The organism is Arthrobacter sp. NPDC058097 (assembly GCF_042884885.1).
Classification (GTDB): Bacteria; Actinomycetota; Actinomycetes; order Actinomycetales; family Micrococcaceae; genus Arthrobacter.
Genome location: NZ_JBHVSZ010000012.1, coordinates 92,419 through 118,053, shown reverse-complemented (window position 1 = coordinate 118,053; position 25,635 = coordinate 92,419). Strand labels below are relative to the sequence as shown.

Below are 25,635 nucleotides of genomic sequence, written 5' to 3'. Positions count from 1 at the left end.
TCCCCTGAGCCGGGCCCTATGCCCGCCGTGTCAGCTTCGCCGGAGCGCTCCGTGAAGGGTGCTGATGGCTAGCCGGGCCGCGGGCGGCTGCGAGCCGCGTGGCCGCTGAAGTCTTCGCCGCCGCCCTGTCCGTGCTGAGGCCGAAGGCCGCCCGGACAGCCCGAACGGCATTCTCCAGCTGGTCGGCCCGCGTCAGTGCCCCGAGGCCAGTCTCTGAAATTTCGATCAGGTCCAGGTCCACCCGGGCCTTTGACAGCGCATTGAAAAAGGTGGAGAAGACTGCGGGAGACGACCTCATGCCGAGCCCGGACAGCATGACCTTGCCCGCCAGCCCGTTGTGCTGCAGCCCCTCGAAGCCAAGATCCGGCTGCCGGGAGCGGAGCAGGGACAGGGCACTGGCGGACTGGGCTGCCGGCAGTGAAAACACGACGTCGGCACGCCGGGCGGTGCCGGGCCTCTTCTCGACGATCGACTGGACACCGATGCCCGGCTGGGCAAGGCTGCGGAAGAGTGCCGACATGCTGGCGGCGTCATCAGGCAGCCCGGCGACTGTGATTTCCGCCAGCGCCTCGCATCCGGAGACCTCGGTGATGACTGCCTGCTCCGGCGCGGGCCGCTGGAAGGGGCTCCGGTCAAGGCCGGGCAGGATCAGGGTTCCCATCTCGTCCGAGAATGACGACCGGACATGGATGGGCAGGCCGAAGCGGCGGGCGTACTCAACGCTGCGCAGGTGCATGACCTTGCTGCCGCAGGCTGCGAATTCGAGCATCTCCTCGCTCGACAGGGCGGCGATCTTCCGCGCCATCGGAACTATGCGGGGATCCGCCGTGTAGACGCCGTCCACGTCCGTGTAGATCTCGCAGATGCCTGCCCCGAGGGCGGCTGCGAGTGCCACCGCTGTCAGGTCAGATCCGCCCCGTCCGAGCGTCGTCACCCGCCGGCCTTTCTGGGTCCTGCCTTGGAAGCCCGCCACGATCGGTACGGTGTCATGGTCAAGGCAGGTGCGGAGCCGTCCGGGCCTGACATCGGTGATCCGCGCCTTGCCGTGGACGCTGTCCGTTATCAGCCCGGCCTGGCTTCCGGTGAAGGTCCGGGCCGCCTGGCCGCAGTCCACGAGGGCCATGGCCAGCAATGACGAGGAGACGGCTTCCCCCATGCTGAGCAGGGAGTCCAGTGCCCCTGGATTCGGATTCTGCGAAACGCCCGCTGCCAGTTCACACAGCTGGTCGGTGGTGTCTCCCATGGCGGACACCACTGCGACCACCTGGTATCCCGCCTCGCGCGTCTTGGCTATCCTGCGGGCGGCCCGGCAGATGCCGGCGGCGTCGGCGACTGATGAGCCGCCGAACTTCTGCACGATGAGCGACCCTCTGGGTACTGTGGGCCCCGCGTCCGTGTACAGGGAGTGAGTCCACTCCGTCCAGAGCGGTGTCCTGGCTGTGGCTTCAACTGGGCCGGCGGGCGGTGCAGATCCGAAGGAATGGTCATCGGCCGGATGTTCAAATGGCATGCTCATTGGATTTCCCGGATTCCTTACGTCGTCGTACGGCGGTGTTCCTGTTCAGGCACAATCTGCTGACACAGGCGGAGGGTCAGGCGACAGTTTTCAGTACCGTCCTGCGGCCGGTGACAGATTCGGCTGCTCCGGCGAGGATCGCCAGTCCGCGGCCCAGGTCCTCGGCGCTGATGGTCAGGGCCGGCATGGTCTTGAGCACCTCGTCTTCCGGTCCCGAGGTCTCCACCAGGAGGCCTCGGGCGAATGACTCGGCCGCGATCTTTCCGGCCACTTTGGCATCGCTGTAATGGATTCCCGCCAGCAGGCCCCGGCCCCGGACTGTGGCGCCCTCGGCCCCGTCTGCGATGCGGGCCAGTCCGGCGTGCAACTGTTCCGATCGCGCCGCTATTTTGGCCTCAAAGCCTTTGTCCTGCCAGAAGTGCTCCAACGCTGCGGTGCCCGTGACGAATGCCAGGTTGTGCCCGCGGAAGGTTCCGTTGTGCTCCCCCGGCTTCCAGACATCCAGTTCGCGTTTGAACAGGGTGAGGGCCAGCGGCAGCCCGAAGCCTGAAATGGATTTGGAGAGGCACACAATGTCCGGGACTATTCCTGATTCCTCGAAACTGAAGAAGGTCCCCGTCCGCCCGCATCCGGCCTGAACATCGTCCACGATGAGCAGGATCCCGTGCTGGCGGCAGATGTCTGAGAGCTCCCGAAGCCAGGCAGCCCGTGCGGTCCTGAGGCCGCCCTCGCCCTGAACGGTTTCAACGATGACCGCTGCCGGCTTTTCCAGCCCGGAGCCACGGTCGTCCAAGGCCAGGCGGAGCCATTGGAAGTCGGGGGCATCGCCGTCGAGGAAACCGTCGTACGGGATGCTGGATGCGTTGGTCAGGGGGACACCGGCGCCGTGCCGTTTCATGGAGTTGCCCGTGACAGCCAGCGAACCAAGGGTCATCCCGTGGAATGCGTTGGTAAAACCGAGGACGTGCGGGCGCCCGGTCACCTTTCTGGCCAGCTTCAGCGCGGCCTCCACGCAGTTTGTCCCGGTTGGCCCGGGAAACATGACCTTATAGTCGAGGTCCCGCGGCTTCAGGATCAGCTCGTGGAATGTCTCCAGGAACCGTCGTTTCGCGGCAGTTTTCATGTCAAGGGAGTGGACCACCGCGCCGGAGAGCAGATACTCCACCAGCGGGCGAAGCAGCGCCGGGTGGTTGTGTCCGTAGTTCAGGGCACCAGCACCGGAAAAGAAATCGACGTACTCGCGTCCGTCCTCGCTGTAGATCATGCTGCCGGCCGCACGCTCGAAAACGGTGTCCCAATTTCGGCAATAGCAACGGACTTCGGATTCCAGGGATTCAAAAATATCCATCATGGGGATGTTCCTGCCAGCTTGTGTGTGAAGGGTGGCGGACATCTGCGTCCAGACCCAGATCACGTTTCAAGAAGAGCCGCGCACAGCGGCACGGACGGAACACTGCGGCCGCCGCTATTTCCCCCAGCAGCGAATACCTGGCTTCCCCACCGCGAGTACTCCGGAATGCAGTTGAGGCTTCAAACCTGCTGATTCGACAGTAGGCAGAATCCGTGGCCCACCGCAACCACCCTGAGTACCTGCTTCCCGGACACTGTTAGTACCTACTTACTCGCACTCGCAGCATTTTGTGCGGTGCCCTACCTGACTCTTGTTGAAGTCCTTCCGGCTCCCCCGAAGCAGGCGGTAACTTTCAAATATGGACGCGTTCCGCTCGATGCGCAGACCGCGAAAGAACACAGCAGGAGTCTTATTTGCTGCGGTCGCTGTCTTGCTGGCGGGGTGTTCGTCGCCCGGCGCGAGGCCCCCCAACGAGGCGCCGCCGGCCGTGACTTTGCCGGCGGAGGAAACTCCGCGGTCTGCCCGGCCGTTGCCCACGCTGCCGGAGACCGTGACCCCCGCGCCGGAAGCCGTCACCCCCGCGCCGAAGGCAAAGGCCAGCCAGGTACATGCAGCCTTCGCCAGCAGGAACCTGATGAAGCACCTTGAGGCGCTGCAGAAGGTTGCGGACGATGCGGGCGGAAACCGTGCCGCGGGCACCTCGGGCTACGAAGCCTCCGCCCGGTACGTTGAAGAGCAGCTGCGCGCCGCCGGCTACAAGCCGGTCCGCCAGGTCTTCACGTACCGGGACGACGATGCGGATGTTGAGACCTTCAACATCCTCGCGGACACCGGGGGCGATCCGGCGCATACGATCGTCGTGGGCGGGCACCTGGACTCTGTTCGCCGCGGACCCGGGATCAACGACAACGGCAGCGGCGTAGCCGCCATGATCGAAACGGCCCGCTGGATGGCCGAAACGAAGATCCAGCCAAAGAACAGGGTGCGCTTTGCCTTCTGGGGAGCCGAAGAGGTTGATTTGCTCGGTTCCAAGCACTACGTGGACTCCCTCAGCGACAGCGAAATCTCCCAAACGATGTTGAACGTCAACCTGGACATGGTGGCGTCGCCCAACGGCGGACGGTTCGTCCACGACGGAGACGGGTCCACCTTCGGGGATGCCGGTCCCACCGGATCGGACGGGATCGAGCGCACTTTCATGGACTATTTCGCGCAGAATGGATTGGCAGCTGAGGCCACGGTGTTTGACGGTGGCTCGGACTACCAGCCCTTCCTGCGGGCAGGCATCCCGACCGGCGGATTGTTCAGCGGGGATGTGGACCGGAAGACGGCAGACCAGGTCGAGGAATTCGGCGGGGTCGAGGACGACGATCTGGACCCCTGCTATCACAAGAGCTGCGACACCATCTCGAACATCGACCCGAAGCTGCTCAACGAAATGGCGGGTGCCCTGGGTTACGCCACGGCCGCCTACGCGATAATGGCCCGGCCTGACTGACAGGGACCCCCGACTAAGTGCAGGACCGGGGCTGCGGGCTACGAATGAGGCTTCAGAAGAACCGCCACTGCCGCAGTGAAGGAATCCGGCAGCCCCACCGAATCCGGCTCTACGGCGTCGACCAGCCAGCGATGACGGTCGCCTTCCTGGCCCCCCACCAGAGGCACCGCCGCCACCAAAGGCCCGGCCGGCGCCTGTAGAAACCCTGGCAGCAGTGGAACTGGCCCGGCAACGTCCACAAGACTCGGGTCGACGACGGCCAGACCCCTGCCCAGCGCTTTGAGGACTGCTTCCTTGCGCGTCCACAGGAGTGTCTGGACTCGCGGCCGGAGTGCGGGCTCCGCCCTCTGAAGGTGTTCCCGCTCGCGCTCGGAAAGGGCAACCGCCCCGAACCCGTCGAAGCCTGCGGCTGTGCTGCCCTCCAGGTCCACGCCGACGCCAAGCACCTGTTCATCGGTTGTTGCGGCCAGCAGGCACCAGTCACCTGCCCGGCTTAGGCTCGCCAGTACGGTGGGCCCGGACGGACCGGCCTGATACCGGGGCTTTCCGTGCACGTGGTCGTCCCGGGTGCATTCCCGGCAGACATAATCGGCCTGCAGGGCGCCGGCACCGACTCCTGCGGCTGTGGCGGCGTGACGCCGCAACGCTATGCGGCCGGCGAGGAACCTGTCCCGCTGCAGCTCGGGACGGAACGACGCCGCCCGCAGACGCTCGCCGTCGTCCAACGTGCCGGCCTGCCCAAGGTCCACGCTGGACAGCTTCACAGCGGCCAGCAGGATCCGGTCAATGTCCGGCCCGGCTGGCCTTTCGATGCTGCCTCCGGGAGGGTTGCTGCTCGGTTGATGAGTCATTGGAATCAACAGCCTATACTCCGGTGGCACCGTGCCCGGAGTGCTGCCCATGTGCCGCCATGCCTGACCCGCCAGGCGCGGACCCAGTAAGCTCGAACCCATGAGTGTAATCCGTCCCGCAACACCCGCCGACGTTCCCGTAATCCTGCAGCTGATCCATGAACTGGCTGTCTACGAAAAGGAGCCGGACGCCGTCCGCAACACCCCCGAGATGCTCACCGAAGTGCTCTTCGGCAGCAACCCGCGCGTGTACGCGAACATGGCCGAGAACGAGGACGGCGAGGTGCGGGGCTTCGCTCTGTGGTTCCTGAACTACTCAACGTGGGAGGGCGTGCACGGGATCTACCTCGAGGACCTCTACGTCACCCCGGAGGGGCGCGGCGAGGGCCACGGGAAGGCGCTGTTGCAGCATCTGGCGGCCACCGCCGTCGAACGTGGCTACGCACGCGTCGAATGGAGCGTCCTGGACTGGAACGAACCGTCCATCAACTTCTACCGCAAGCTCGGTGCGTTCCCGATGGAGGAATGGTCCACGTTCCGGCTGACCGGAACGGCGCTGGCCGAATTCGGCAGCCGCCGCGAGGTTGGTGTCCATGGCTGAGGCAACGCTGGACACCGGCGTCCACCAAGGCCCCGTCCATACAGTCCGCGCCCGGCACAAGTTCCGCGGCATGCGCACCGCAGAACACTTCTTCACCCTGCCGCTGGACCATTTTGCCGGTTCGGACGGAGAAGGCGCGGCAGAGACCATCACGGTCTTCGCCCGCGAATACGTGTCTGATGAGCACAGCGAGGCCGAGGCGGCGGGGCTGCCGTGGCTCCTGTACCTGCAGGGCGGTCCCGGCGGCCGCGGCAACCGCTTCGCGTCGCTGGGCGGCTGGAGCAAGGCGGCCGCAAAGGATTTCCGCATCCTGATGCTGGACCAGCGGGGCACTGGCCTCTCCTCCCCCATTGACCGCAACACCCTGCCCCTGCGCGGTGACGCTGCGGCGCAGGCGAGGTACCTTGAGTACTTCCGCGCCGACTCCATCGTTGCCGACTCCGAGATGATCCGGCAGGCGCTCGGCTCCGACCCGTGGACTGTCTACGGGCAGAGCTACGGCGGTTTCTGTGCGCTGACGTACCTGTCGTTCGCGCCCGCCGGTCTGCGCGAGGTGCTGATCACCGGCGGGCTGGCCCCGCTGACCGGCTCTCCCGAGCGGGTCTACCGCGAGACGTTCAAGCGGGTGGCAGCCCGCAACGCCGAATACTTCGGCTGGTACCCCGAGGACCGGGACGCCGCGAACCGGATCGCCGATCACCTTCGCAGCACCCCGGAATACCTCCCCGACGGCTCTCCGCTCACGGTGGAGAGATTCCAGATGGTGGGATCCTTCCTCGGCGGAAACACTCGGGTGGACAACCTGCACAATCTGCTGGAGGACGCCTTCGTGGAAACTCCCGAGGGCCAGCGGCTCTCGGATCCGTTCCGTGAGCAGGTCCGCAGCCTGGTCTCGCGCGCAGCCAACCCGCTGTACGCGCTGATGCATGAGTCCATCTACGGACAGGGCGCGGCCACGGGCTGGGCTGCCTGGCGGGTCCTCGAGGAGTTCCCCGAGTTCAGCCCGGACGCTGCCGAGATCCTCCTCACCGGGGAGATGGTCTACCCGTGGTACTTCGACCAGGATCCCGCCCTTAGGCCGCTGAAGGAGGTCGCGGAACTGCTGGCGGCCAAGGCTGACTGGAAGCCGCTGTATGACCCGCACCAGCTGGCGGCCAGCATCGTTCCGGCGGCCGCTGCCGTCTACCGCGACGACATCTACGTGGACCACGGGCTCTCCCTGGAGACCGCCGCCGCAGTCCGCAAGCTGAAGACCTGGGAGACCGGGGAGTTTCACCACGACGGCATTGCCGACGACGGCGAGGCCATCTTCGGGCGGCTGCTCGGCATGGTCCGCTCCGCCCGCTGAGATCCGCCGGCAGACCAAAAAGACAAAGCAACCCCGGCCACCAGGTGTGGCCGGGGTTGCTTTCTGCTGAGACGGGTCAGTGGAACCAGTCGACGTCAGACCTTAGTCGACGTCGCTCAGGCTCTTCCGGGCGTCCTCCTCGAGGCGGGCGTCCAGCTTGGCCTTCTGCGCGCCGGAGCTCACCAGGCTGGCGATGACGGCGATGATGATGGTGCCGATGATGACCGCGAGCGAGACGTAGGTCGGGATTTCCGGAGCCCACTCGATGTGGTGGCCGCCGTTGATGAACGGCAGTTCGTTGACGTGCATGGCGTGCAGGACCAGCTTCACGCCGATGAAGGCCAGGATGATGGACAGCGCGTGCTTCAGGTAGATGAGGCGGTTCATCAGGCCGCCGAGCAGGAAGTACAGCTGCCGCAAGCCCATCAGGGCGAAGATGTTCGCCGTAAAGACGATGAAGGCGCTCTGCGTGAGGCCGAAGATGGCGGGGATGGAGTCGACGGCGAACAGCAGGTCCGTCATGCCGATGGTGATGAAGACGATCACCATCGGGGTGAACACCTTCTTGCCGTCTACGGTGGTGCGCAGTTTGCCGCCGTCGAACTTCTCGGACATCGGGATCACCTTGCGGAGCTTGCCGATGAGGGCATTTTCCTTGTCCTCTTCGTCCTCGCCCTCGTCCTGCGCCTGCTTCCAGGCGGTCCACAGAAGGAAGGCCCCGAAGATGTAGAAGACCCAGCTGAACTGCTCGATCACGATGGCGCCGAGCATGATGAAGATGCCGCGCAGGATCAGCGCGATGATGATGCCCACCATCAGCACTTCCTGCTGGTACTTACGAGGCACCGAGAAGCGGGCCATGATGATGATGAAGACAAACAGGTTGTCGATGCTGAGGCTGTACTCAGTCACCCAACCGGCCACGAACTGGCTGCCGTACTCGGGTCCCGTGAACATGAACATGGCACCGGCGAACACGAGGGCCAGTGCCACATAGAAGGCCACCCAGAGGCCGGCTTCCTTCATGGAGGGTTCGTGCGGACGGCGCAGAACCAGAAGCAGGTCCATAAGGAGGATGATGCCGAGGACGACGAACGAGCCGACCTCAAACCAGACGGGAAGTTCCACAAAAATGCCTTTCGCAGGGTACAGAAAACCGGTGTAAGTCTCTCCGGCGAACCTGTGCACTTTGTGCTGATGTGGCTGCCCGCTACGCCCGGCAAGGCATCTGTGCCCTGCGTGTTGACGTTCGTAGCGCTTGGGATACTCCCCTACGTGACCTCAACTTTACCCTAGAGGCGCGGCCACGCGCGCCAAGGGATGCCCGCCGCGCCACATGACCCCCGTACCTGCCGCGCCAGCCGACGCACCAGGGCTACGCGTGCCCGGCCGACTGCATCTGGCGCAGTTCCTTTTTCAGCTCGGCAACCTCGTCGCGGATCCGGGCAGCGACTTCGAACTGCAGCTCGGCGGCCGCTCCGTGCATCTGCTCGGTCAGCTGCTCGATCAGGCCCACCAGGTCCTCGGCAGGCGCCGCGGCCAGTCCGTCGGCGCGGACCATGGCCGCGCCCTTCTTGGCGCCCTTGCCGGTCTTGGCCGCCGCGGTAATACCGCGCTTGCCCTTGCCGTAGTCGAAGCTGCCCAGCAGTGCATCGGTGTCGGCGTCTTCTTTGGCCAGCTGGTCCGTGATGTCGGCGATCTTCTTCCGGAGCGGTTGCGGATCGATTCCGTTTTCGGTGTTGTAGGCCACCTGGATGGCACGGCGCCGGTTTGTTTCATCAATGGCATGCGCCATGGAGTCGGTAATCCGGTCCGCGTACATGTGGACCTGGCCCGAGACGTTTCGCGCGGCACGGCCGATGGTCTGGATCAGGGACGTGGACGATCGCAGGAACCCTTCCTTGTCCGCATCGAGGATGCTCACCAGGGAGACTTCCGGCAGGTCCAGGCCTTCCCTGAGCAGGTTGATGCCCACCAGGACGTCAAACGTGCCCATCCGGAGTTCGCGCAGCAGCTCCACACGCCGCAGAGTGTCCACGTCGGAGTGCAGGTACTCGACCTTGACGCCGTGGCCCAGCAGGTAGTCGGTGAGGTCCTCCGCCATCCGCTTGGTGAGCGTGGTGACCAGGACCCGTTCATTCTTCTCCGTGCGGGTCTTGATCTCACCCAGCAGGTCGTCGATCTGGCCCTTCGTGGGCTTGACCACCACCTCGGGGTCGATCAGCCCGGTAGGCCGGATGATCTGCTGGACGAAGCCGTCTGCCTTACCCAGTTCATATTTGCCGGGCGTGGCGGACAGGTAGACGGTCTGGCCTGTGCGCTCCAGGAACTCGTCCCACTTCAACGGACGGTTATCCATGGCAGACGGCAGACGGAAGCCGAAGTCCACAAGGTTCCGCTTGCGGGACATATCGCCCTCGTACATAGCGCCGATCTGCGGGATGGTCACGTGGGATTCGTCCACCACCAGCAAGAAGTCGTCCGGGAAGTAGTCCAGGAGGCAATGAGGGGCGGTTCCGGGGGCGCGGCCGTCGATATGCGCCGAGTAGTTCTCGATGCCGTTGCAGAAACCCATCTGCTGCATCATCTCGAGGTCGTAGGTGGTGCGCATGCGCAGCCGCTGGGCTTCCACGAGCTTGTTCTGGCTTTCCAGAACCTGGAGCCGGTCGGCAAGTTCGTCCTCGATCCGCTTGATGGCGCGCGCCATCCGCTCGGGTCCGGCCACATAGTGCGAGGCCGGGAACACGTACATCTCCTCTTCGTCCCGGATCACCTCGCCGGTCAGCGGATGCAGGGTATGGATGTTTTCAATCTCATCCCCGAAAAACTCGATCCGGATGGCCAGTTCCTCATACATCGGAATGATTTCCACGGTGTCGCCGCGGACGCGGAACGTGCCGCGGTGGAAGTCCATGTCGTTGCGGACGTACTGCATGGAGACGAACTTGCGCAGCAGGTCATCACGGTTCATCTCGGCGCCCCTGCGAAGCGTCACCATGCCGGCGATGTACTCTTCCGGCGTACCCAGGCCGTAGATGCAGGACACAGTGGCCACCACAATCACGTCGCGGCGCGTGAGGAGCGCGTTGGTGGCGGAGTGCCGGAGCCGCTCCACTTCCTCGTTGATGGAGGAGTCCTTCTCGATGAATGTGTCCGTCTGTGCCACGTACGCTTCGGGCTGGTAGTAGTCGTAGTAGGAGACGAAGTACTCCACCGCATTGTTCGGCAGGAGTTCGCGGAACTCGTTTGCCAGCTGCGCCGCGAGGGTCTTGTTCTGCACCATCACCAGGGTGGGCCGCTGGACCTGTTCGATCAGCCAGGCGGTGGTGGCGCTCTTACCGGTACCCGTGGCGCCGAGCAGGACCACGTCCTTTTCACCGTTCTTGATGCGTTCGGTGAGTTCGGCGATGGCCGCCGGCTGGTCACCTGCCGGCTTGAACTCGCTGATGACCTCGAAGGGCGCAACGACGCGGTTGATCTCCTGCGCAAGACTCATGCATCTAATCTACCGTCGGCCACTGACAGAAACCGCTGATTCAGCTTTGGGCTGTACCGGTCACCTTTGGCCGGCGTTGGCGGAGGTGGAAGCGTACGACGGCGGCTGCCAGCCGCTGCTTTCGGCCCACCGTTCCATGCCGGGAGCCGCCACCCCGCTGAACCAGGCCTCCTTGCCCTCGGCGTACCCGGCGGTGGAGTCGTCGCCGGCGTGCAGGGCGGCCACTCGCCGCTTCTCGGCGGCGTACTCCGACCGGGCAGCAGGGTCGGCGCGCAGCCAATCGCGGAAGCAGAGGGCAAACCGCCAGCCCGGCGAGCCGGCCACCCGGACATGGAGATTCACCGGCCGCGCGGGATCGGCATTGCCGTGCAGGCGCTTGGACCAGGCAGCCGGGTCCGGGTCCCCGTGGGGGCTGTCCATCAGGACTCCCGGCCAGAGCGGGAAACCTGCGGCACCCAGCAGCGGCGCAATCCGGTCTGCCGTCGCGAGATCCGCAACCGCGAGCTGCAGGTCGATGACGTCCTTCGCCTCCAGGCCGGGAACGGCCGTCGACCCGATGTGGTCCACGGCCAGGACGGCCTCCGGGGCGGCGGCCTTCAGCCGCTCGGACAGGCTGGCGGCCTGGCGCGGCCAATCGGAGTCCGGGGCAGCAAGGACAGGCGCACCGCTGCGGACGGCCACCGTGGCTTGGCTGATGTTCCGCGCGAACGGCAGCACGCGTTCGTCCCACAGCCGGTCCACCGCAGCCAGCAGCTCTTCGCGCGTGCCGGAGTTAGCGAGGACCACGTCTGCCGCGGCCAGCCTGTCCTGCCGGGACGCCTGGGCAGCCATCCGTGAACGGGCGTCCGCTTCAGTCATGCCACGGTGCTCGGTCATGCGCTGCAGCCGGATATCCTCGGGCGCATCCACCACCAGCACGAGGTGGAAGTTTTTCTGCTGACCCGTTTCCACCAGAAGCGGGATGTCCTGCACCACCACGGCGTCCGCCGGCGCCGCCGCGATCACCGCCGCGGCACGTTCGCGGACCAGCGGATGGATGATGCCATTGAGTTCTGCGCGCCGTTCGGGATGCTGGAAGACGATGGCCCCGAGCCGCGGCCGGTCGAGCCGGCCCTCGCCGTCGAGGATCTCCGGGCCGAAAGCATCCACGACGGCGGCCAGGCCCGGAGTGCCCGGATCCACCACTTCCCGGGCGATCGCGTCGGCGTCGATGAGCACCGCCCCCAGCTCCGCCAGGCGTGCAGCCACCAACGATTTCCCCGAGGCGATGCCGCCCGTCAACCCAATCTTCAGCACTCCCCAAGACTAATCCCCACCGCCTCCCTAACCTCGCTCCGCTCGGCCAGGAAACCCTGGCAGCGTGGGCCCACCCACCGCCTCCCTAACCTCGCTCCGCTCGGCCAGGAAACCCTGGCAGCGTGGGCCCACCCACCGCCTCCCTAACCTCGCTCCGCTCGCTCAGGGAACCTCCCCGCTGCCTCCCCAACCTCGCAAGCTCGATTGGGGCCCCTCGGCAGCGTGGGCCCCGGCGGCGTGGGCCCATGTCCTAGACTTGGGCGGTGCAAGAGCAAGAGAGCAGGGCATCCGGGTACACAACACTGGCTGCCGGGGACGGCTTCCGCCACGAGTTCGAGATCAAGCGTTCCCGGTTCATCACCGTGCTGCGCCGGGCGGCCACTGAAGAGGACGCCCGCGCCCTGGTGTCCGAACTCCGCCGCGAATTCCATGACGCCCGGCACCACTGCTCCGCCTTCGTGCTGGGCCCGGACCGGGACGTCCAGCGTTCCAGCGACGACGGCGAACCGTCCGGCACCGCCGGTATCCCCATGCTTGAAGCGCTGCTCCGCCGGGAAACCGCGCCCGGGGTGACTGACCTCAGCGATATGAGTGCCGTCGTCGTGCGTTATTTCGGCGGGATCCTGCTGGGAGCCGGCGGGCTGGTGCGCGCCTACTCCGATTCGGTTTCGACGGCGCTGGAGCTGGCTCCGATGGTGCAGCGCCGGCGGCTACGCATCTGTGTCGTCCGGGTACCGCACGCCGCGGCGGGGCGCCTCGAGAACGACCTGCGCAGCGCAGGCTATGCGATGGCGGAGACCGGCTACGAGGCCCAGTCCACGGTGCTCCGGCTGGCGCTCCCGGACGCGGCCGAGGATCTCGCGGCGGCTTCCGACCGGCTCGCCTCCATGACTGCCGGAAGTGCGGTTCTCCAGCGCGAGGGCACGGAGTGGATTGACGTCCCCCGCTGACCTCGCGCAGCAATAATCAGCTTGCTTATGAGTTTCTGCTTTCCTAGTGTGGGTCCTGTAGGGCATCACACGGAAAAGGAGGACGCATGTCAGAGCACGACATCACCGGCAAGAGGGTCGCTTTTCTGCTGACGGACGGCGTGGAGCAGGTTGAACTGACCAGCCCGTGGGACGCGGTCAAGAACGCCGGCGGCGAGCCTGTCCTGGTGGCTCCGAAGAGTGGAAAGCTGCAGGGTTTCGAGGGCGTGGAGAAGGGCGATACCTTCGACGTCGACCTGACCCTGAAGGACGCCAACGCCTCGGACTTCCATGCCTTGGTGATCCCGGGCGGCGTGGTGAACGCCGACCACCTGAGGGTGGACAAGGACGCGCAGGCGTTTGCCCGCAGCTTCTTTGAACAGCACAAGCCGGTGGCGGCCATCTGCCATGGCCCGTGGCTGCTCATCGATGCGGGCGTCGTCAAGGGCAGGAACCTCACCTCGTACCACACGTTGGCCACGGACCTGCGGAACGCCGGGGCCAACTGGAGCGACCAGGAAGTCGTGGTGGACCAGGGCCTGGTGACCAGCAGGAAGCCGAATGACCTTCCCGCGTTCAACGACAAGGTGCTGGAGGAGATCGCCGAAGGCGAGCATGCCGGGCAGACCGCCTGACCCCGCGATACCAGCCGGCGCGCCAAACTGCCGGGAGTAAAAAGGTGGCCGCCCCCTCTCGGGGACGGCCACCTTTTTATTGACTCTCAGTCAACGCCGGGGCAATTAGTTGCCGGTCAGCTTCTCGCGCAGAGCGGCAAGAGCCTCGTCCGAAGCAAGCGTGCCTGCACCGGAATCGGTGGCAGCCGGCTCGGAGGAGTAGCTGGTGGCGCCGGAGTCGCTGTCGCCGGACGTCGCAGCAGCGGCGTCGTCGGCAGCGTGCTGGGCAACCTGCTTCTTGTGTGCTTCCCAGCGGGTCTGGGCGTCAGCGTACTGCTGCTCCCAGGCTGCGCGCTGAGCTTCGTAGCCTTCAAGCCACTCGTTGGACTCGGGGTCGAAGCCCTCCGGGTACTTGTAGTTGCCCTCTTCGTCGTACTCTGCGGCCATGCCGTACAGAGCCGGATCGAACTCGGTGCTGTCGGCGTCAACGCCCTCGTTCGCCTGCTTGAGGGAGAGGGAGATGCGGCGGCGCTCGAGGTCGATGTCGATGACCTTGACGAACAGTTCGTCGCCAACGGAGACAACCTGCTCGGCCAGCTCAACGTGGCGGACAGCCAGCTCGGAGATGTGCACGAGGCCTTCGATGCCGTCTTCGACGCGGACGAACGCACCGAACGGAACGAGCTTGGTGACCTTACCCGGAACAACCTGGCCGAGGGCGTGGGTGCGGGCGAAGGTCTGCCACGGGTCTTCCTGCGTAGCCTTGAGCGACAGGGAGACACGCTCGCGGTCCAGATCCACTTCGAGGACCTCGACGGTGACTTCCTGGCCAACCTCGACAACCTCGGACGGGTGGTCGATGTGCTTCCAGGACAGCTCGGAAACGTGAACCAGGCCGTCTACGCCGCCCAGGTCCACGAAGGCACCGAAGTTGACGATGGAGGAAACGACGCCGGGACGGACCTGGCCCTTTTCCAGCTTGTTGAGGAAGGTGGAGCGGACCTCGGACTGGGTCTGCTCGAGCCATGCACGGCGGGACAGCACAACGTTGTTGCGGTTCTTGTCCAGTTCGATGATCTTGGCTTCGATCTGCTGACCGATGTACGGAGCCAGGTCGCGCACGCGGCGCATCTCGACGAGGGATGCGGGCAGGAAGCCGCGCAGACCGATGTCGAGGATAAGACCACCCTTGACAACCTCGATGACGGTACCGGTGACAACACCGTCTTCTTCCTTGACCTTCTCGATGTCGCCCCAGGCACGCTCGTACTGAGCACGCTTCTTGGAGAGGATCAGGCGGCCTTCTTTGTCTTCCTTGGTGAGCACCAGGGCTTCGACCTGATCGCCGACGGAGACAACTTCTCCGGGATCAACGTCGTGCTTGATGGAAAGCTCGCGGGAGGGGATGACACCTTCGGTCTTGTAACCGATGTCGAGCAGAACTTCGTCGCGGTCGACCTTGACGACGGTACCTTCGACGAGGTCCCCGTCGTTGAAGTACTTGATGGTGGCGTCGACTGCTGCGAGGAAGTCCTCAGCGGTACCGATGTCGTTAATGGCGACTACGGGGGTACCGGGCTTCTCGGTGGAGGTGATGGTCATGTAGTAGGGGCTCCGTTGTGGATAGTTAGTCGGTCAGGCAAACCGCCGCGCCCGCGTTATGGAACGCAGGCGCAGGTGTGGGCACTCCGTAACGAAGTGCCTGGTCATCCTGATTTTGTGGATTGAAGAAAAAAACATGCACGTAGTACACGCCCGTTTATTCTAGTGGCAAGCGCCAACCGGGGTCAAAGCGCTAGAAATGCGTCAGGCAGTGCGGTGCGCGTTCGACGGCGAACATCCGCGCGGCGCGGAACGCCGCGCCCGGTGTGCACTCCAGAATACGTCCGGACGCCGCCAGCGTCACGGGGTTGACGCCGCCGAGGTAGATGGCCGACAGCGCCGCGACATCAAGTTCGAGGTCCGGAGCGCTGTGGTCCGGCGAACTGGGACCCGGCTTGCCGCCCGTCGCATCGGTGACGGCGGCGGTGCCGCCGTCAACGTCCAGGGCGAAGGTGCCGCCGGCCAGGCCGAGGGAGTCGGCGACTTTCAGCACCAGCCGCCCGTCGGCCGGGTAGTGCCGGGCCTCCAGCGCCTGCTTCACATCGAGGATGCGCAGCCAGAGCATGTCCTGCGCCGCCGAGGTTTCCACACAGCGCGCGTCCTCGAGGGCCCAGCGCAGCGGGTCATCCACAGGCGCCTCGTCCCAGGTAACTCGTTCCACGAGGTCGATCGCGGCCAGGTACTGCCACAGCTCGAGGTACGCCTCCCCGGTGGCAGCAACCAGGTCCACGACCTCCATGGTGTACGGGGTGCTGGACCAGCCGGCGAACTTGTACGAGACATAGCCGTCCACGTCACCGCCGGACCCGTAGTGCAGCGCCACCTTGACCTTCGGGTCCTCGCCGCCGTCGCGGCTGACGGACCCCGAGGCGAACTGCCGGTAGAACTCATGCCGGCCGATCGATCCCGGCGTGCTGCGGTGGACCCGGTCGAAGACTTCCGGAGCCAGTTCCAGCAGCACTTTGGGGTCGGCAACCTCGACGCTACCAACGGGGGTGTGGTTGAGCCTGAAACGTGCGGTGGTGTCCACCTTCACGGCCTGCTCGGACGTTGCAACGCCGAACCCGAACCGGCCGTAGATCGAGGCCTCGGAGGCGGTGAGCGCGGCCATCGCGAGGCCTTCCTCCCGGGCCAGGGCGAGGTCCTCCCCCATCATGCGGCGCAGCAGGCCGCGGCGCCGGTGCGAGGTCCGGACGGTCACGGCGGTCACCAGCCGGGTATCCAGCAGCCGGCCAAAACCGATGTTCAGCGTCTTGGTCATGGTCCCGAAAGTGGCAACGGGAACGTCGGCGCCGAGCGAATGCCCGGCCACGGTTCCGGTCTGGTACACGCCGGTCATGACCCGGCCGTCGGTGCGCTGCAGCTCGATGCTCTTGTCCACGCGCTCGTCGCTGCGCCGGGCTTCGTGGAAGCCGAAGGCTACCGCGCGCATCCACGCAACCGACTCCGCATAATCAGGATCGTCCTTGACCGCCGCTTGGAACCGGCGGATTTCATAGTCCACGCTCAGATTCGACACAACCCCGAGCCTAGCCAATGAACCCGCCGGCCCGCCACAGGCACGCTGAAGCGCCTGCGGCGGCCCGCTGAACCCCGTAAGGCCAGCCCGCTGGGGCTAGTGGCCGGCGTCGTACCAGCTGGTGCCGATGCCGATCTGGACTTCGAGCGGAACGCTGAGTTCCGCGGCGGCAGCCATCTGCTCGGTGACGAGCTTTTCAACTGCCGCACGTTCGCCCTTGGCCACTTCCAGCACCAATTCGTCGTGGACCTGCAGCAGCATGCGTGACTTCAGTCCCTGTGCGGCGAGTTCCGAATGCACGCCCAGCATGGCGCGCTTGATGATGTCCGCGGCCGAGCCCTGGATGGGCGAGTTCAGTGCGATGCGTTCGGCGTTCTCCCGCAGCTGCCGGTCCGTGCTGGTGAGGTCCGGCAGGTAGCGGCGCCGGCCTTCGATCGTGGCGGTGTAGCCGTCCACCCTGGCCTGGTCCACCACTCCGCGGAGGTAGTCGCGCACGGCACCGAACCGGTCGAAGTAGTCCTTCATGAGGTTCCTGGCCTCGTCCACGGAGATCTCGAGCTGCTTGGACAGGCCGAAGGACGTCAGCCCGTAGGCCAGGCCGTAGGACATGGCCTTGACCTTGGAACGCATGGCGCTGGTGACCTCGGCCGGCGGCACGTGGAAGATGGACGAGCCGACGAAGCGGTGCAGGTCTTCCCCTTCGCGGTACGCCTCGATCAGGCCGGCGTCCCCGGACAGGTGCGCCATGATGCGCATTTCGATCTGCGAGTAGTCGGCGGACAGCAGGCACTCGTAGCCCTCGCTCACCACGAAGATGCCGCGGACGCGGCGTCCTTCCTCACTGCGGATGGGGATGTTCTGCAGGTTGGGGTTGTTGGAGGAGATGCGTCCGGTGGCGGCCACGTTCTGGGCGTAGGTGGTGTGGATGCGCCCGTCCTCCGCCACCGATTTCTTCAGCGTCTCCACCATCTGCCGCAGCTTGGCAGATTCGCGGTGGGCCATGAGCTGGACCAGGAATTCGTGCCCGGTCTTCTCCAGCAGGTTCTTCAGGGACGCAGCGTCCGTGGTGTAGCCCGACTTGATCTTCTTGGTCTTGGGAAGCTGCAGCTCCTCGAAGAGGACTGTCTGCAGCTGCTTCGGCGAACCGAGGTTGACCTCGTGGCCGATCGCGGCGAACGCACGTTCCTGGGCGTCGTCGATCACCCTGGCCAGGTCCGCCAGCTGTTCGTCCATCAGCTCCATGGAGACGGCGATGCCGGTGGTCTCCATGTCCGCCAGCACCCGGCTCACCGGCAGTTCCAGCGTGGCCAGCAGGTCCTCGGCCTTGCGGTCCTTCAGTTCCGATTCGAAGTAGCGGCTGAGTTTATGGACGACGGCGGCCACCTGGACCAGCGCACCGGACGCCGCGGCAGCGTCGTCGTCGAACGACAGCTCCAGCTGGCCCGCCTTGGCGGCCTCGGGCGTGATGTGGATGTTCAGGTGGAACTGGGCCAGTTCGCCCAGTTCGTAGGTGCGGCGGTCGGGCTGGATGAGGTAGCCGGAGATGGAGGTGTCATCCACCACGCCCTCAAGGCCGAACCCGCGGTTGGCCAGGGCCTTCAGCGCCGCCTTGTAGCCGTGCATCACCTTCGGGGAGCCGGCGTCCCGGAGCCACTGCGCCAGGATGTTTTCCGCGTCGGCGTCCAGCGTGGTGAGGTCCACGTAGGCGGCGGCATCGTCCCGCACGATCGCGACGGCGTCTGCGTCCTCGCCGATCCGGCCGGGCAGCACGTCCACGGCCAGGGCGGAACGCTGCCCGGCCCCTGCTTCGAGGAAGGTGCGCAGCGCGTCCGCGTCCGTCAGCGTGGCGAAGTCCCGGGTCTCCAGGGCTTCGCGCTCCGGCACCGGCGCCTCGCTGGCGTACAGGTCAAAGAGCCGGGTACGGATGGTCTTGAATTCGAGCTCGTCGAAGAGCTCTTCGAGGGCCTGCTGGTCCGGCCGCGGATCGGCCAGTTCGTCCAGCGTCACCGGGAGGTCAAGGTCGGTGTGGAGCTGGTTCAGCTTGCGGTTGCGCTTGACTGCGTCCACGTTGGCCCGCAGCGAGTCCCCCACCTTTCCGCCGATGGCATCGAGATGTTCCAGCACCCCCTCCAGGCCGCCATAGAGATTGATCCACTTGGCCGCCGTCTTGGGCCCGACTCCGGGAACGCCCGGCAGGTTGTCCGCGGTCTCACCCACCAGGGCGGCGAGGTCGGAGTAGCGGGAGGGGCTGACGAAATACTTTTCCTCGACGGCGGTGGCGTCCATGCGGGGGATGTCGCTGACGCCCTTCTTCGGGTACAGCACGAACACGTTGTCGGTGATGAGCTGGAAGGCGTCCCGGTCGCCGGACACGAGCAGGACCTCGAAGCCCGCCCTCTCGCCCATGGCGGCGAGGGTGGCCAGGATGTCATCGGCCTCGTAGCCGGGCATCTTGATGGTTTTGATGCCCCAGGCACCCATGACCTGGTCGATAAGGTCGATCTGGCCGCTCATTTCCCGGGGCGTCTCGTTGCGGCCGCCCTTGTACTCGCTGTACTCGGCCTTGCGGTGAGTGGTGTCATCGGAGACGTCGAAGGCGACCGCGATGTGGGTGGGCTTCTGTTCCTTGATCAGGTTGATGAGCATGGACGTGAAGCCGTGGATAGCGTTGGTGTGCTGGCCCCGGGCGGTGGAGAACTTGTCGGCCGGAAGGGCAAAGAAGGCCCGGAAAGCCATGGAGTGCCCGTCCAGCACCAGAAGCCGGGGCTGCTCCGTCAGCGGGACGACGGGCGCCTCGGTGGCCGACACCGAGGGGGCGCCGGTCGGGGACACGGCGATGTCCTCGAGGGTCTGGGTTGTGGACGGATTTGGGGCCGGTTTGGTTGTTTCACTCACAGGTGCCAGCCTAGTTGCTATGATGGACAATTTCACGCCCGGCCCTGCCGGTGAGGCCAGCCCCACAGCGGTGGAAGCCGCGGCCAAGGCTGACTTCCGGGAAGAGCTGTTTGCCGCCGGCGTTCCGGAGCACCTCCACGACTGGCTTGCCGGGTACGGCATCGGCGCCCTCGTGGTGAAGATGGGGATCCGGTTCCTGGAGATGAGCCCGGAGCGGTGCGTTGCCACGATGCCGGTGGAGGGAAACACGCAGGTGGCCGGGATCCTGCACGGCGGAGCACATGTGGTGCTTGCCGAAACGCTGGGGTCGTTTGCCGCCGGGATGCATGCAGGTCCTGGACGCCAGGCACTGGGCATCGAGGTTGGCGCCACGCACCACCGCGCCGTTTCTGCCGGGACGGTGACCGGAACCTGCACGGCCATCCACCTTGGCCGCACGCTGACCACCCACGAAATCGTGATGACCGACGAGCAGGGGCGCCGGCTGTCCACGGCGCGCATCACCAACCTCATCCGCGACATCGGCCGGTAACGGCCGTCCTCGAAGCAGCGCCGGTAACGGCCGTCCTCGAAGCAGCGCCGGTAACGGCCGTCGTCGAAGCAACGCCGGTAACGGACGTTGCCGAAGCAGCGCGGCTAAGCAGCAAAGCTAGCGCTCAGGCCAGCGGTACCGGAGCTCCACGATACCCCGCCCCTGGGGACGTGCTTCCTGCAACTCAAGCGGCGCCGTCGGGCCCTGGACGAGGGGAAGCAGCCGCTTTCCCCCGCCCAGCACCACCGGGATGATCGAGACGATCAGTTCGTCCAGCAGGCCGGCGCCGGCGAACTGGGCGGCGAGTTCGCCGCCGCCCACCATCCAGATGTTTTTGCCGCCCGCGTCAGCCCGGAGGTCGTCGATGAATTCGGTCACCTCGCCGCGCACGAAGGTGATGTCGGCACCCGGCGGGGCGCTGAACTCGTGGTGCGTGAAGATCCAGCAGGGCGTGCCGGGGTAGGGCCAGTTGCCGGGTTCGTGCTCCATCAGCCACTCATAGGTGGTCCCGCCCATGACGATGCACCCGACGCCGGCGATGAAGGTTTCGTAGCTTTCTTTCCCGCCTTCGAAGCCGTCGAACTGCAGCAGCCAGCCGAGATCGTCGTCGGTGGTGGCGATGAAGCCGTCCAGGGAGGACGCAACGTAATACTGGACACTGGGCATGGGGCCAGCCTAGCCACTGATGGTTCCCTCTTCCCAGAGGCAGCGCAGTTCCCGGAGGTGGCGCAGCTCCCGGATACGGGGCTAGCCGCTGAAGTACGGAATGATCAGGTAAAGCCCGAACAGCACGGCGGCACCGCAAAGCCCGAAGCAGGCGTAGGAGAGGTATCTGACCCACGCCGGGGCCAGGACCTGGCGGTCACCGGCGATGGCGGTCAGCCGGACGCCGAGGGAATAGAGGACCACCACGGTCACGGCGGCGATCAGGGTGGCGCCGGCCACGGTGAGGAGTTCCAGCCACTTCATCGCTGCGGGCCCTTCGGGTTGTTGTTCTTGGCGCGCTCGGCGGCGCGTGCCCTGGCGAGGGCCTTCTTCTTCGCGAAGCGGACGGCCTGACCGGCCTCTTCAACCTCAACGGCGTTGTGGTGGCCAACCTGGGATTTGCGCGACACCAGGAACATGTACAGCACGGCGCCGATGCCGGCCACGGCTGCAATCACGACACCGACGACCCCAGTCTTGACCAGCAGCGCGGTCAGGGCACCGACGATGCCTGCGGCCGGCAGCGTGAAGAGCCAGCCGAGTGCGATCCGGCCCACCATGCCCCAGCGCACCGTGGTGCCCCGGCGGCCCATGCCGGAGCCGATCACGGATCCGGAGGCCACCTGCGTGGTGGACAGGGCAAAGCCAAGGTGCGAGGAGGCCAGGATTGCTGACGCGGTGCTCGACTCGGCCGCGAAGCCCTGGGCGGGTTTCACTTCGGTGAGGCCGGCCCCCATGGTCCTGATGATCCGCCAGCCGCCGGCGTACGTTCCGACGGCGATGGCGAGGGCGCATGCGGTGATGACCCACAGCTGCGGGCCCGAGCCGGGCTGCTGCGTTCCAGCCGAGATGAGCACCAGGGTGATGATGCCCATCGTCTTCTGGGCGTCGTTGGTGCCGTGGGCCAGTGCCACCAGACTGGAGGTGAAGATCTGGCCGGTCCGGAAGCCGCCCCGCTTCTGCGTGAGCTTGCTGCCGGTCTCCGGATCGTGGCGGGACGTGAGCGCGTAAGCGATGCGGGTGCAGACGTAGGCCACAAGCCCGGCGATGACGGGGGCGAAAACCGCGGGCAGGATGACCTTCTGGAGCAACGTCTCAAGGTTGACGGAGTGGAAACCGATGCCAACGATCGCGGCACCGATGAGTCCCCCGAACAGTGCATGGGACGAACTGGAGGGCAGGCCCTTAAGCCAGGTGATCATGTTCCAGAGAATGGCGCCCATCAGACCGGCGAAAATGATGTCCGGGGTGATCTGGACCCCGCCGGACCCCTCCCGGATGATGCCGCCTGAAACGGTTTTGGCGACTTCCGTGGACAGGAACGCGCCGACGAGGTTGAGGGCCGCCGCGAGGGCAACGGCGGTCTTCGGCTTGATGGCACCGGTGGCAATGGGGGTCGCCATAGCATTCGCGGTGTCATGGAAACCGTTAGTGAAGTCGAAAAATAACGCCAGCGCAATGACCAGCGCCACCATGAAGGTGATGTCCACCTGTTGCCCAATCTGCAGAGTCTACGTACAGCAGTTCCACTTCCCCTGCCTGCACTGCACAGCATAGTTCACCCGATGTTTAAGAAAACGTCTGGGGGTGGGGGTAGCGGAGCTGCAGGGCGGGCTTGAAACCTTATCGATGGTACGCGCCATGCCGGCGAGGTCCAACCTGCAACGCGTTGGCGCGGTCACACCTGCCGGTCCTGGCGGCCGGCGAAGGCGCGGATGGCCTCCAGCTCAACCGGCGACAGGCCGGTCCGGGGATCCGGCGAGACCAGCAGGGCCCGGCGGCCAAGAATCCGTGCCCACGCCTGCGCGCGGCCCTCGAAGGCGAGCTGGTCGTCCACCCAGATAATCCGCTCAGGCGTGTTTCCGCCCACGTCGGCCTGAATGGCTTCCAGCTTCCACCATTCCGCACCGCCTCCAGCCCCGTCGGCGGTCAGCACCGGCCATGAGCCCCCGTCCAGTCCGGTGACCGGGCAGAGCACGGCCGGCGCCAGCTCCTCCCAGCTGGTGAGCCAGACGAACCGGACCCCAGGCCGGAGCGCCAGCCGGTTCAGTGCCGCCACCAGCTCCGCCGCGTATGCCACCTCCAGCATCCCGGCGTAGGCGTAGCGCCAGGCTGAACCCCACGGCGTGGTGCCCGCCGGTCCGAACGGGCACACCACGCCGTCGACGTCAAGATACAGGGTGACTGTATGTTCCACAGGGTTCCTTCGCTGCCCGCGGCTCTTCAGCCAACGCTACGGACAGCGCCCCGGGGCGGGCAAGGGCCGAGCTAGGCGGGGGCCTTCTCCTGAACTGCCGGAACCGCCGCGGAGGGTACGCCGTCGCCGTCCTGGCCGTAGAGCCAGTCGTTGTACTGGTAATCGCCGTCCTTCCGGCTCTTGAAGAGCAGGTTGCGCAGGGTGCGGGCCAGTCCGGAGACGTGCCAGGACTCGCCCCACACGCGGGCCGTGCGCTGGACCTGGGCGGTGCGTGCGGCGCGGGCCGTGTTGAAGTTCCGGATCGCGGCGTCCCAGCCGCCGGCGTCGGGGCCGTCCGCCGTGAAGACGGTCCCGAGGCTCGCCTCCTGCAGCACGGCCGCGTCCTCCAGGGCCTGGCAGGCGCCCTGGGCGAGGTACTGGAGCATCGGGTGCGCGGCGTCGCCCATCAGGACCATCCGGCCGGCCACCCAGTTTTCGATGGGATCGCGGTCGTACATGGGCCAGCGGATGCCGGTGGCCAGGTTCTTCAGCGCTTCACGGACCGCGGGAACGCAGTCCCGGTACGCGGCCTCGAGCTCATCCACTCCCCCGTACTGCTCCTCGCCGCGTTCGAAGGATGCCGATTTGAAGACGGCGACGGTGTTGAGCAGTTCGCCTTTCCGCAGCGGGTACTGGACCAGGTGGCAGTCCGGGCCGAGGTACACGATCACGTCCTCGAGGTCGCCCCGGGGCGTGTCCGCCGTGATGGGGACAGTCCCGCGGTAGGCAACGTACGACGACGACACCGGGCCGTCCTGGGCCACCTCGCGGCGGAGCGCGGACTTGAGTCCGTCGGCCCCGAGGACGACGTCGGCCTCGTAGGTGGCCCCGTCCGCCGCCTGTGCGGTGGCGCGGCCGTCCACGGTCCGGACGGTTTCGACCTGGACGTCGTTGACCAGGCGGACGCCGGCATCCCGGCAGGCCTCGAGGAGGATGCGGTGCAGGTCGCTCCGGTGGATGACAACGTAAGGCGCCCCGTAGCGTTCCTCGAAGCTGCCCCCCAGCGACTGCCGGGTGAGTTCCTCGCCGGTCACAGCGTCCCGGAAGACAAGGTGCTTGGGCCGGACACCGATCTCCAGCGCTTTCTCCAGCAGGCCCCAGCGCTTGAGCACGCGGGAGGCGTTGGGCGCCATCTGCAGGCCCGCCCCGACTTCGCCGAATTCGGGCGCCCGCTCCAGCAGGGTGACCTCGGCGCCGTTCTCGCGGAGGGCGAGGGCGCCGGCGAGACCGGCCATTCCGCCGCCGATCACCAGGACATCGGTGGACGGTTTCGGGTTAGACATTGTTGGCTCCTACAGGGGTTGAGGTTGTGCGGATGGTTTTGGCGCCGACGGCGATAAGCAGGAGTGCTGCGACGGCGGCGGCCCCGGCGAACGCCAGGAAGTTGGAGTTGACGCCCAGGCCGGCTGCCAGCAGCAGGCCTCCGGCCTGCGGGGCAGCCACCGCGCCGATCCTGCCCACGCCGAGCGCCCAGCCGAGTGCTGTTCCACGCAGGTGGGCGGGATAGTGGCTGGCAACGGCGGCGATGATCAGGCACTGCGTTCCGTGTGTTCCGACGCCGGCCAGGACCAGCATCAGGTACACCACGGTGACGGGCGGCCCGGCGACAAGCACCAGGAGGGCGACGGCAGCCACCGCGGCCGCCGCGACCGCCGTCGGGACGGGGCCGAAGCGGGTCCCCGCCCAGGCGGTGGCAACAGAACCGACGACGGCGCCGAGGTTCAGGGCCAGTGCAAATGTGAGCGCGGAACCGAGGTTGTAGCCGGCCAGCTGCATCAGGTTGGGCAGCCAGGTGCCGAGGCCGTACCAGGCAAAAAGGGTCACGAGCGTGGCCACGGCGTAGAGCACACTCACGCCCAGGTAGGGTGCCCGGAGCAGGGAGCCGAAACCTGCGCGCCGGTTTTCCGCGGCAGCAGCGCCAGCCGTTTTGACGCCGGCCGGCGGCAGGGTCTCCGGCAGGTAGCGCAGGCCCAGCGGGATGACGACCGCCAGGGCCAGCACCGCCACGAGGAACATGACGGGCCAGCCGAAGGCCGGGATCAGCGGGATGCCGGCCAGTGCGGCCAGTGACCCGCCGATCGGCACGCCGGACATCATCAGGGTGGCGATGGTGGACCGCCACTTGGCGGGCACGAGTTCGGCCACGAGGGCGTTGGCGGAGGGCACCAGTCCGCCGAGGCCGATGCCGGCCACCAGCCGCAACGCTCCGAAGACGTAGGCGTTCGGGGCGAAAGCGCACAGGATGGTGAAGACGGAGAACAGCATGGCGCAGCCGAGGATGGTCCGGCGGCGGCCCCAGGTGTCGGCCATCCGGCCGGCGAGGACGGCGCCGATCATCATCCCGGCGAACGCCATGGAGCCGACCGTGCCTGCGGTGGCCTTGGTCAGTCCCCAGCCGGTGTCGTTGATGAGGGCTGACTGGACGGTCCCGTAGACAATGAGGTCGTAGCCGTCAAAGACCACCAGCAGCCAGCAGACGAGCACGGCCAGGACGGACTGTTTGGAAAACCGGGGCGTTGCCGGCGGAATGGCTGTTCCGGGCGTGGACCGCTCCGGCGCTGCAGCGGAAGGTGTGTGATTCATGCCACCAACTTTCCGGGTTGAAGC

Annotated in this window: 21 protein-coding genes; 6 read left to right on the top strand and 15 right to left on the bottom strand. The window is 66.2% G+C overall.

Features of this window, described 5'->3' with window-relative positions; all coding sequences use genetic code 11:
* Window positions 1-16: 16 nt before the first annotated feature.
* Together ACFVTE_RS19670 and ectB are read right to left on the bottom strand one after the other, a co-directional pair.
* The gene (locus ACFVTE_RS19670) at window positions 17-1,516 is read right to left on the bottom strand and encodes an aspartate kinase (RefSeq protein ID WP_387103309.1); all 1,500 of its coding nucleotides are present in this window, start codon (window positions 1,514-1,516) and stop codon (window positions 17-19) included.
* A gap of 76 nt (window positions 1,517-1,592) precedes the next feature.
* Window positions 1,593-2,864, bottom strand: a complete 1,272-nt coding sequence (ectB, locus tag ACFVTE_RS19665; protein ID WP_387103421.1) for a diaminobutyrate--2-oxoglutarate transaminase — start codon at window positions 2,862-2,864, stop codon at window positions 1,593-1,595.
* 490 nt (window positions 2,865-3,354) lie between these two features.
* Here ectB and ACFVTE_RS19660 point away from each other — a divergent pair, with 490 nt between their 5' ends.
* Window positions 3,355-4,365, top strand: coding sequence for a M28 family metallopeptidase (locus ACFVTE_RS19660; protein WP_387103307.1), 1,011 nt, complete (start codon window positions 3,355-3,357; stop codon window positions 4,363-4,365).
* Window positions 4,366-4,403: 38 nt separating this feature from the next.
* Here ACFVTE_RS19660 and ACFVTE_RS19655 read toward each other — a convergent pair whose 3' ends face one another.
* Complete coding sequence (locus ACFVTE_RS19655) at window positions 4,404-5,216, bottom strand: 4'-phosphopantetheinyl transferase family protein (protein WP_387103304.1); 813 nt, start codon at window positions 5,214-5,216, stop codon at window positions 4,404-4,406.
* A 100-nt stretch (window positions 5,217-5,316) separates the two neighbouring features.
* Between ACFVTE_RS19655 and ACFVTE_RS19650 the strand changes: the two genes are divergently transcribed.
* On the top strand, window positions 5,317-5,817 hold the full coding sequence (locus ACFVTE_RS19650; RefSeq protein WP_387103301.1) for a GNAT family N-acetyltransferase: 501 nt from the start codon (window positions 5,317-5,319) through the stop codon (window positions 5,815-5,817).
* The gene (locus ACFVTE_RS19645; protein ID WP_387103298.1) at window positions 5,810-7,165 is read left to right on the top strand and encodes an alpha/beta fold hydrolase; all 1,356 of its coding nucleotides are present in this window, start codon (window positions 5,810-5,812) and stop codon (window positions 7,163-7,165) included. The genes ACFVTE_RS19650 and ACFVTE_RS19645 overlap by 8 nt, the downstream gene beginning before the upstream one ends.
* Window positions 7,166-7,267: 102 nt before the next feature.
* Here ACFVTE_RS19645 and ACFVTE_RS19640 read toward each other — a convergent pair whose 3' ends face one another.
* From ACFVTE_RS19640 to coaE, 3 genes are all read right to left on the bottom strand, one after another.
* Window positions 7,268-8,293, bottom strand: coding sequence for a TerC family protein (locus tag ACFVTE_RS19640; RefSeq protein WP_387103295.1), 1,026 nt, complete (start codon window positions 8,291-8,293; stop codon window positions 7,268-7,270).
* Window positions 8,294-8,540: 247 nt separating this feature from the next.
* The gene (gene uvrB, locus ACFVTE_RS19635; RefSeq protein WP_387103293.1) at window positions 8,541-10,661 is read right to left on the bottom strand and encodes an excinuclease ABC subunit UvrB; all 2,121 of its coding nucleotides are present in this window, start codon (window positions 10,659-10,661) and stop codon (window positions 8,541-8,543) included.
* A 60-nt stretch (window positions 10,662-10,721) separates the two neighbouring features.
* Window positions 10,722-11,957 carry a dephospho-CoA kinase gene (gene coaE, locus ACFVTE_RS19630; RefSeq protein ID WP_387103290.1) on the bottom strand — a complete coding sequence of 412 codons (1,236 nt, stop codon included), beginning with the start codon at window positions 11,955-11,957 and terminating at the stop codon, window positions 10,722-10,724.
* A gap of 263 nt (window positions 11,958-12,220) precedes the next feature.
* Here coaE and ACFVTE_RS19625 point away from each other — a divergent pair, with 263 nt between their 5' ends.
* Window positions 12,221-12,907 carry an IMPACT family protein gene (locus ACFVTE_RS19625; protein WP_387103287.1) on the top strand — a complete coding sequence of 229 codons (687 nt, stop codon included), beginning with the start codon at window positions 12,221-12,223 and terminating at the stop codon, window positions 12,905-12,907.
* Window positions 12,908-12,993: 86 nt separating this feature from the next.
* On the top strand, window positions 12,994-13,560 hold the full coding sequence (locus ACFVTE_RS19620) for a type 1 glutamine amidotransferase domain-containing protein (RefSeq protein WP_387103284.1): 567 nt from the start codon (window positions 12,994-12,996) through the stop codon (window positions 13,558-13,560).
* Between the two features lie 105 nt (window positions 13,561-13,665).
* Here ACFVTE_RS19620 and rpsA read toward each other — a convergent pair whose 3' ends face one another.
* The 3 genes from rpsA to polA all read right to left on the bottom strand — a co-directional run bounded on the left by rpsA (window position 13,666) and on the right by polA (window position 19,396).
* A complete protein-coding gene (gene rpsA, locus ACFVTE_RS19615) occupies window positions 13,666-15,141 on the bottom strand; it encodes a 30S ribosomal protein S1 (RefSeq protein WP_387103282.1) in 1,476 nt (491 codons plus the stop codon).
* A gap of 193 nt (window positions 15,142-15,334) precedes the next feature.
* The gene (locus tag ACFVTE_RS19610) at window positions 15,335-16,651 is read right to left on the bottom strand and encodes a GNAT family N-acetyltransferase (RefSeq protein ID WP_387103419.1); all 1,317 of its coding nucleotides are present in this window, start codon (window positions 16,649-16,651) and stop codon (window positions 15,335-15,337) included.
* A 105-nt stretch (window positions 16,652-16,756) separates the two neighbouring features.
* Entirely contained in the window at window positions 16,757-19,396 is a 2,640-nt protein-coding gene (gene polA, locus ACFVTE_RS19605) for a DNA polymerase I (RefSeq protein ID WP_387103417.1), read from the bottom strand.
* 178 nt (window positions 19,397-19,574) lie between these two features.
* Between polA and ACFVTE_RS19600 the strand changes: the two genes are divergently transcribed.
* Complete coding sequence (locus ACFVTE_RS19600) at window positions 19,575-20,087, top strand: hotdog fold thioesterase (RefSeq protein WP_387103279.1); 513 nt, start codon at window positions 19,575-19,577, stop codon at window positions 20,085-20,087.
* Between the two features lie 117 nt (window positions 20,088-20,204).
* Here ACFVTE_RS19600 and ACFVTE_RS19595 read toward each other — a convergent pair whose 3' ends face one another.
* From ACFVTE_RS19595 to ACFVTE_RS19570, 6 genes are all read right to left on the bottom strand, one after another.
* Window positions 20,205-20,753 (bottom strand): dihydrofolate reductase family protein, encoded by a 549-nt coding sequence (locus tag ACFVTE_RS19595; protein WP_387103277.1) that lies wholly within the window; start codon window positions 20,751-20,753, stop codon window positions 20,205-20,207.
* Window positions 20,754-20,834: 81 nt separating this feature from the next.
* Window positions 20,835-21,056 (bottom strand): hypothetical protein, encoded by a 222-nt coding sequence (locus ACFVTE_RS19590; RefSeq protein ID WP_387103274.1) that lies wholly within the window; start codon window positions 21,054-21,056, stop codon window positions 20,835-20,837.
* Window positions 21,053-22,282, bottom strand: coding sequence for an anion permease (locus ACFVTE_RS19585; RefSeq protein ID WP_387103271.1), 1,230 nt, complete (start codon window positions 22,280-22,282; stop codon window positions 21,053-21,055). The genes ACFVTE_RS19590 and ACFVTE_RS19585 overlap by 4 nt, the downstream gene beginning before the upstream one ends.
* Before the next feature lie 188 nt (window positions 22,283-22,470).
* Window positions 22,471-22,989 carry an HAD domain-containing protein gene (locus ACFVTE_RS19580; RefSeq protein WP_387103268.1) on the bottom strand — a complete coding sequence of 173 codons (519 nt, stop codon included), beginning with the start codon at window positions 22,987-22,989 and terminating at the stop codon, window positions 22,471-22,473.
* 71 nt (window positions 22,990-23,060) lie between these two features.
* Window positions 23,061-24,311 carry an FAD-dependent oxidoreductase gene (locus tag ACFVTE_RS19575; RefSeq protein WP_387103266.1) on the bottom strand — a complete coding sequence of 417 codons (1,251 nt, stop codon included), beginning with the start codon at window positions 24,309-24,311 and terminating at the stop codon, window positions 23,061-23,063.
* Window positions 24,304-25,611, bottom strand: coding sequence for an MFS transporter (locus ACFVTE_RS19570; RefSeq protein WP_387103264.1), 1,308 nt, complete (start codon window positions 25,609-25,611; stop codon window positions 24,304-24,306). Before ACFVTE_RS19570 ends, ACFVTE_RS19575 begins: the two co-directional genes overlap by 8 nt.
* Between the last annotated feature and the right edge of the window lie 24 nt (window positions 25,612-25,635).

What these genes read in the sequence shown, in the direction of transcription:
- ACFVTE_RS19595 (WP_387103277.1), bottom strand. Translation starts at nt 20,753, where the DNA reads ATGCCCAGTGTCCAGTATTACGTTGCGTCCTCCCTGGACGGCTTCATC.
- ACFVTE_RS19600 (WP_387103279.1), top strand. Translation starts at nt 19,575, where the DNA reads ATGATGGACAATTTCACGCCCGGCCCTGCCGGTGAGGCCAGCCCCACA.
- ACFVTE_RS19670 (WP_387103309.1), bottom strand. Translation starts at nt 1,516, where the DNA reads ATGAGCATGCCATTTGAACATCCGGCCGATGACCATTCCTTCGGATCT.
- ACFVTE_RS19590 (WP_387103274.1), bottom strand. Translation starts at nt 21,056, where the DNA reads ATGAAGTGGCTGGAACTCCTCACCGTGGCCGGCGCCACCCTGATCGCC.
- ACFVTE_RS19575 (WP_387103266.1), bottom strand. Translation starts at nt 24,311, where the DNA reads ATGTCTAACCCGAAACCGTCCACCGATGTCCTGGTGATCGGCGGCGGA.
- ectB (WP_387103421.1), bottom strand. Translation starts at nt 2,864, where the DNA reads ATGGATATTTTTGAATCCCTGGAATCCGAAGTCCGTTGCTATTGCCGA.
- ACFVTE_RS19570 (WP_387103264.1), bottom strand. Translation starts at nt 25,611, where the DNA reads ATGAATCACACACCTTCCGCTGCAGCGCCGGAGCGGTCCACGCCCGGA.
- rpsA (WP_387103282.1), bottom strand. Translation starts at nt 15,141, where the DNA reads ATGACCATCACCTCCACCGAGAAGCCCGGTACCCCCGTAGTCGCCATT.
- ACFVTE_RS19655 (WP_387103304.1), bottom strand. Translation starts at nt 5,216, where the DNA reads ATGACTCATCAACCGAGCAGCAACCCTCCCGGAGGCAGCATCGAAAGG.
- ACFVTE_RS19650 (WP_387103301.1), top strand. Translation starts at nt 5,317, where the DNA reads ATGAGTGTAATCCGTCCCGCAACACCCGCCGACGTTCCCGTAATCCTG.
- polA (WP_387103417.1), bottom strand. Translation starts at nt 19,396, where the DNA reads ATGGCTTTCCGGGCCTTCTTTGCCCTTCCGGCCGACAAGTTCTCCACC.
- uvrB (WP_387103293.1), bottom strand. Translation starts at nt 10,661, where the DNA reads ATGAGTCTTGCGCAGGAGATCAACCGCGTCGTTGCGCCCTTCGAGGTC.
- ACFVTE_RS19645 (WP_387103298.1), top strand. Translation starts at nt 5,810, where the DNA reads ATGGCTGAGGCAACGCTGGACACCGGCGTCCACCAAGGCCCCGTCCAT.
- ACFVTE_RS19620 (WP_387103284.1), top strand. Translation starts at nt 12,994, where the DNA reads ATGTCAGAGCACGACATCACCGGCAAGAGGGTCGCTTTTCTGCTGACG.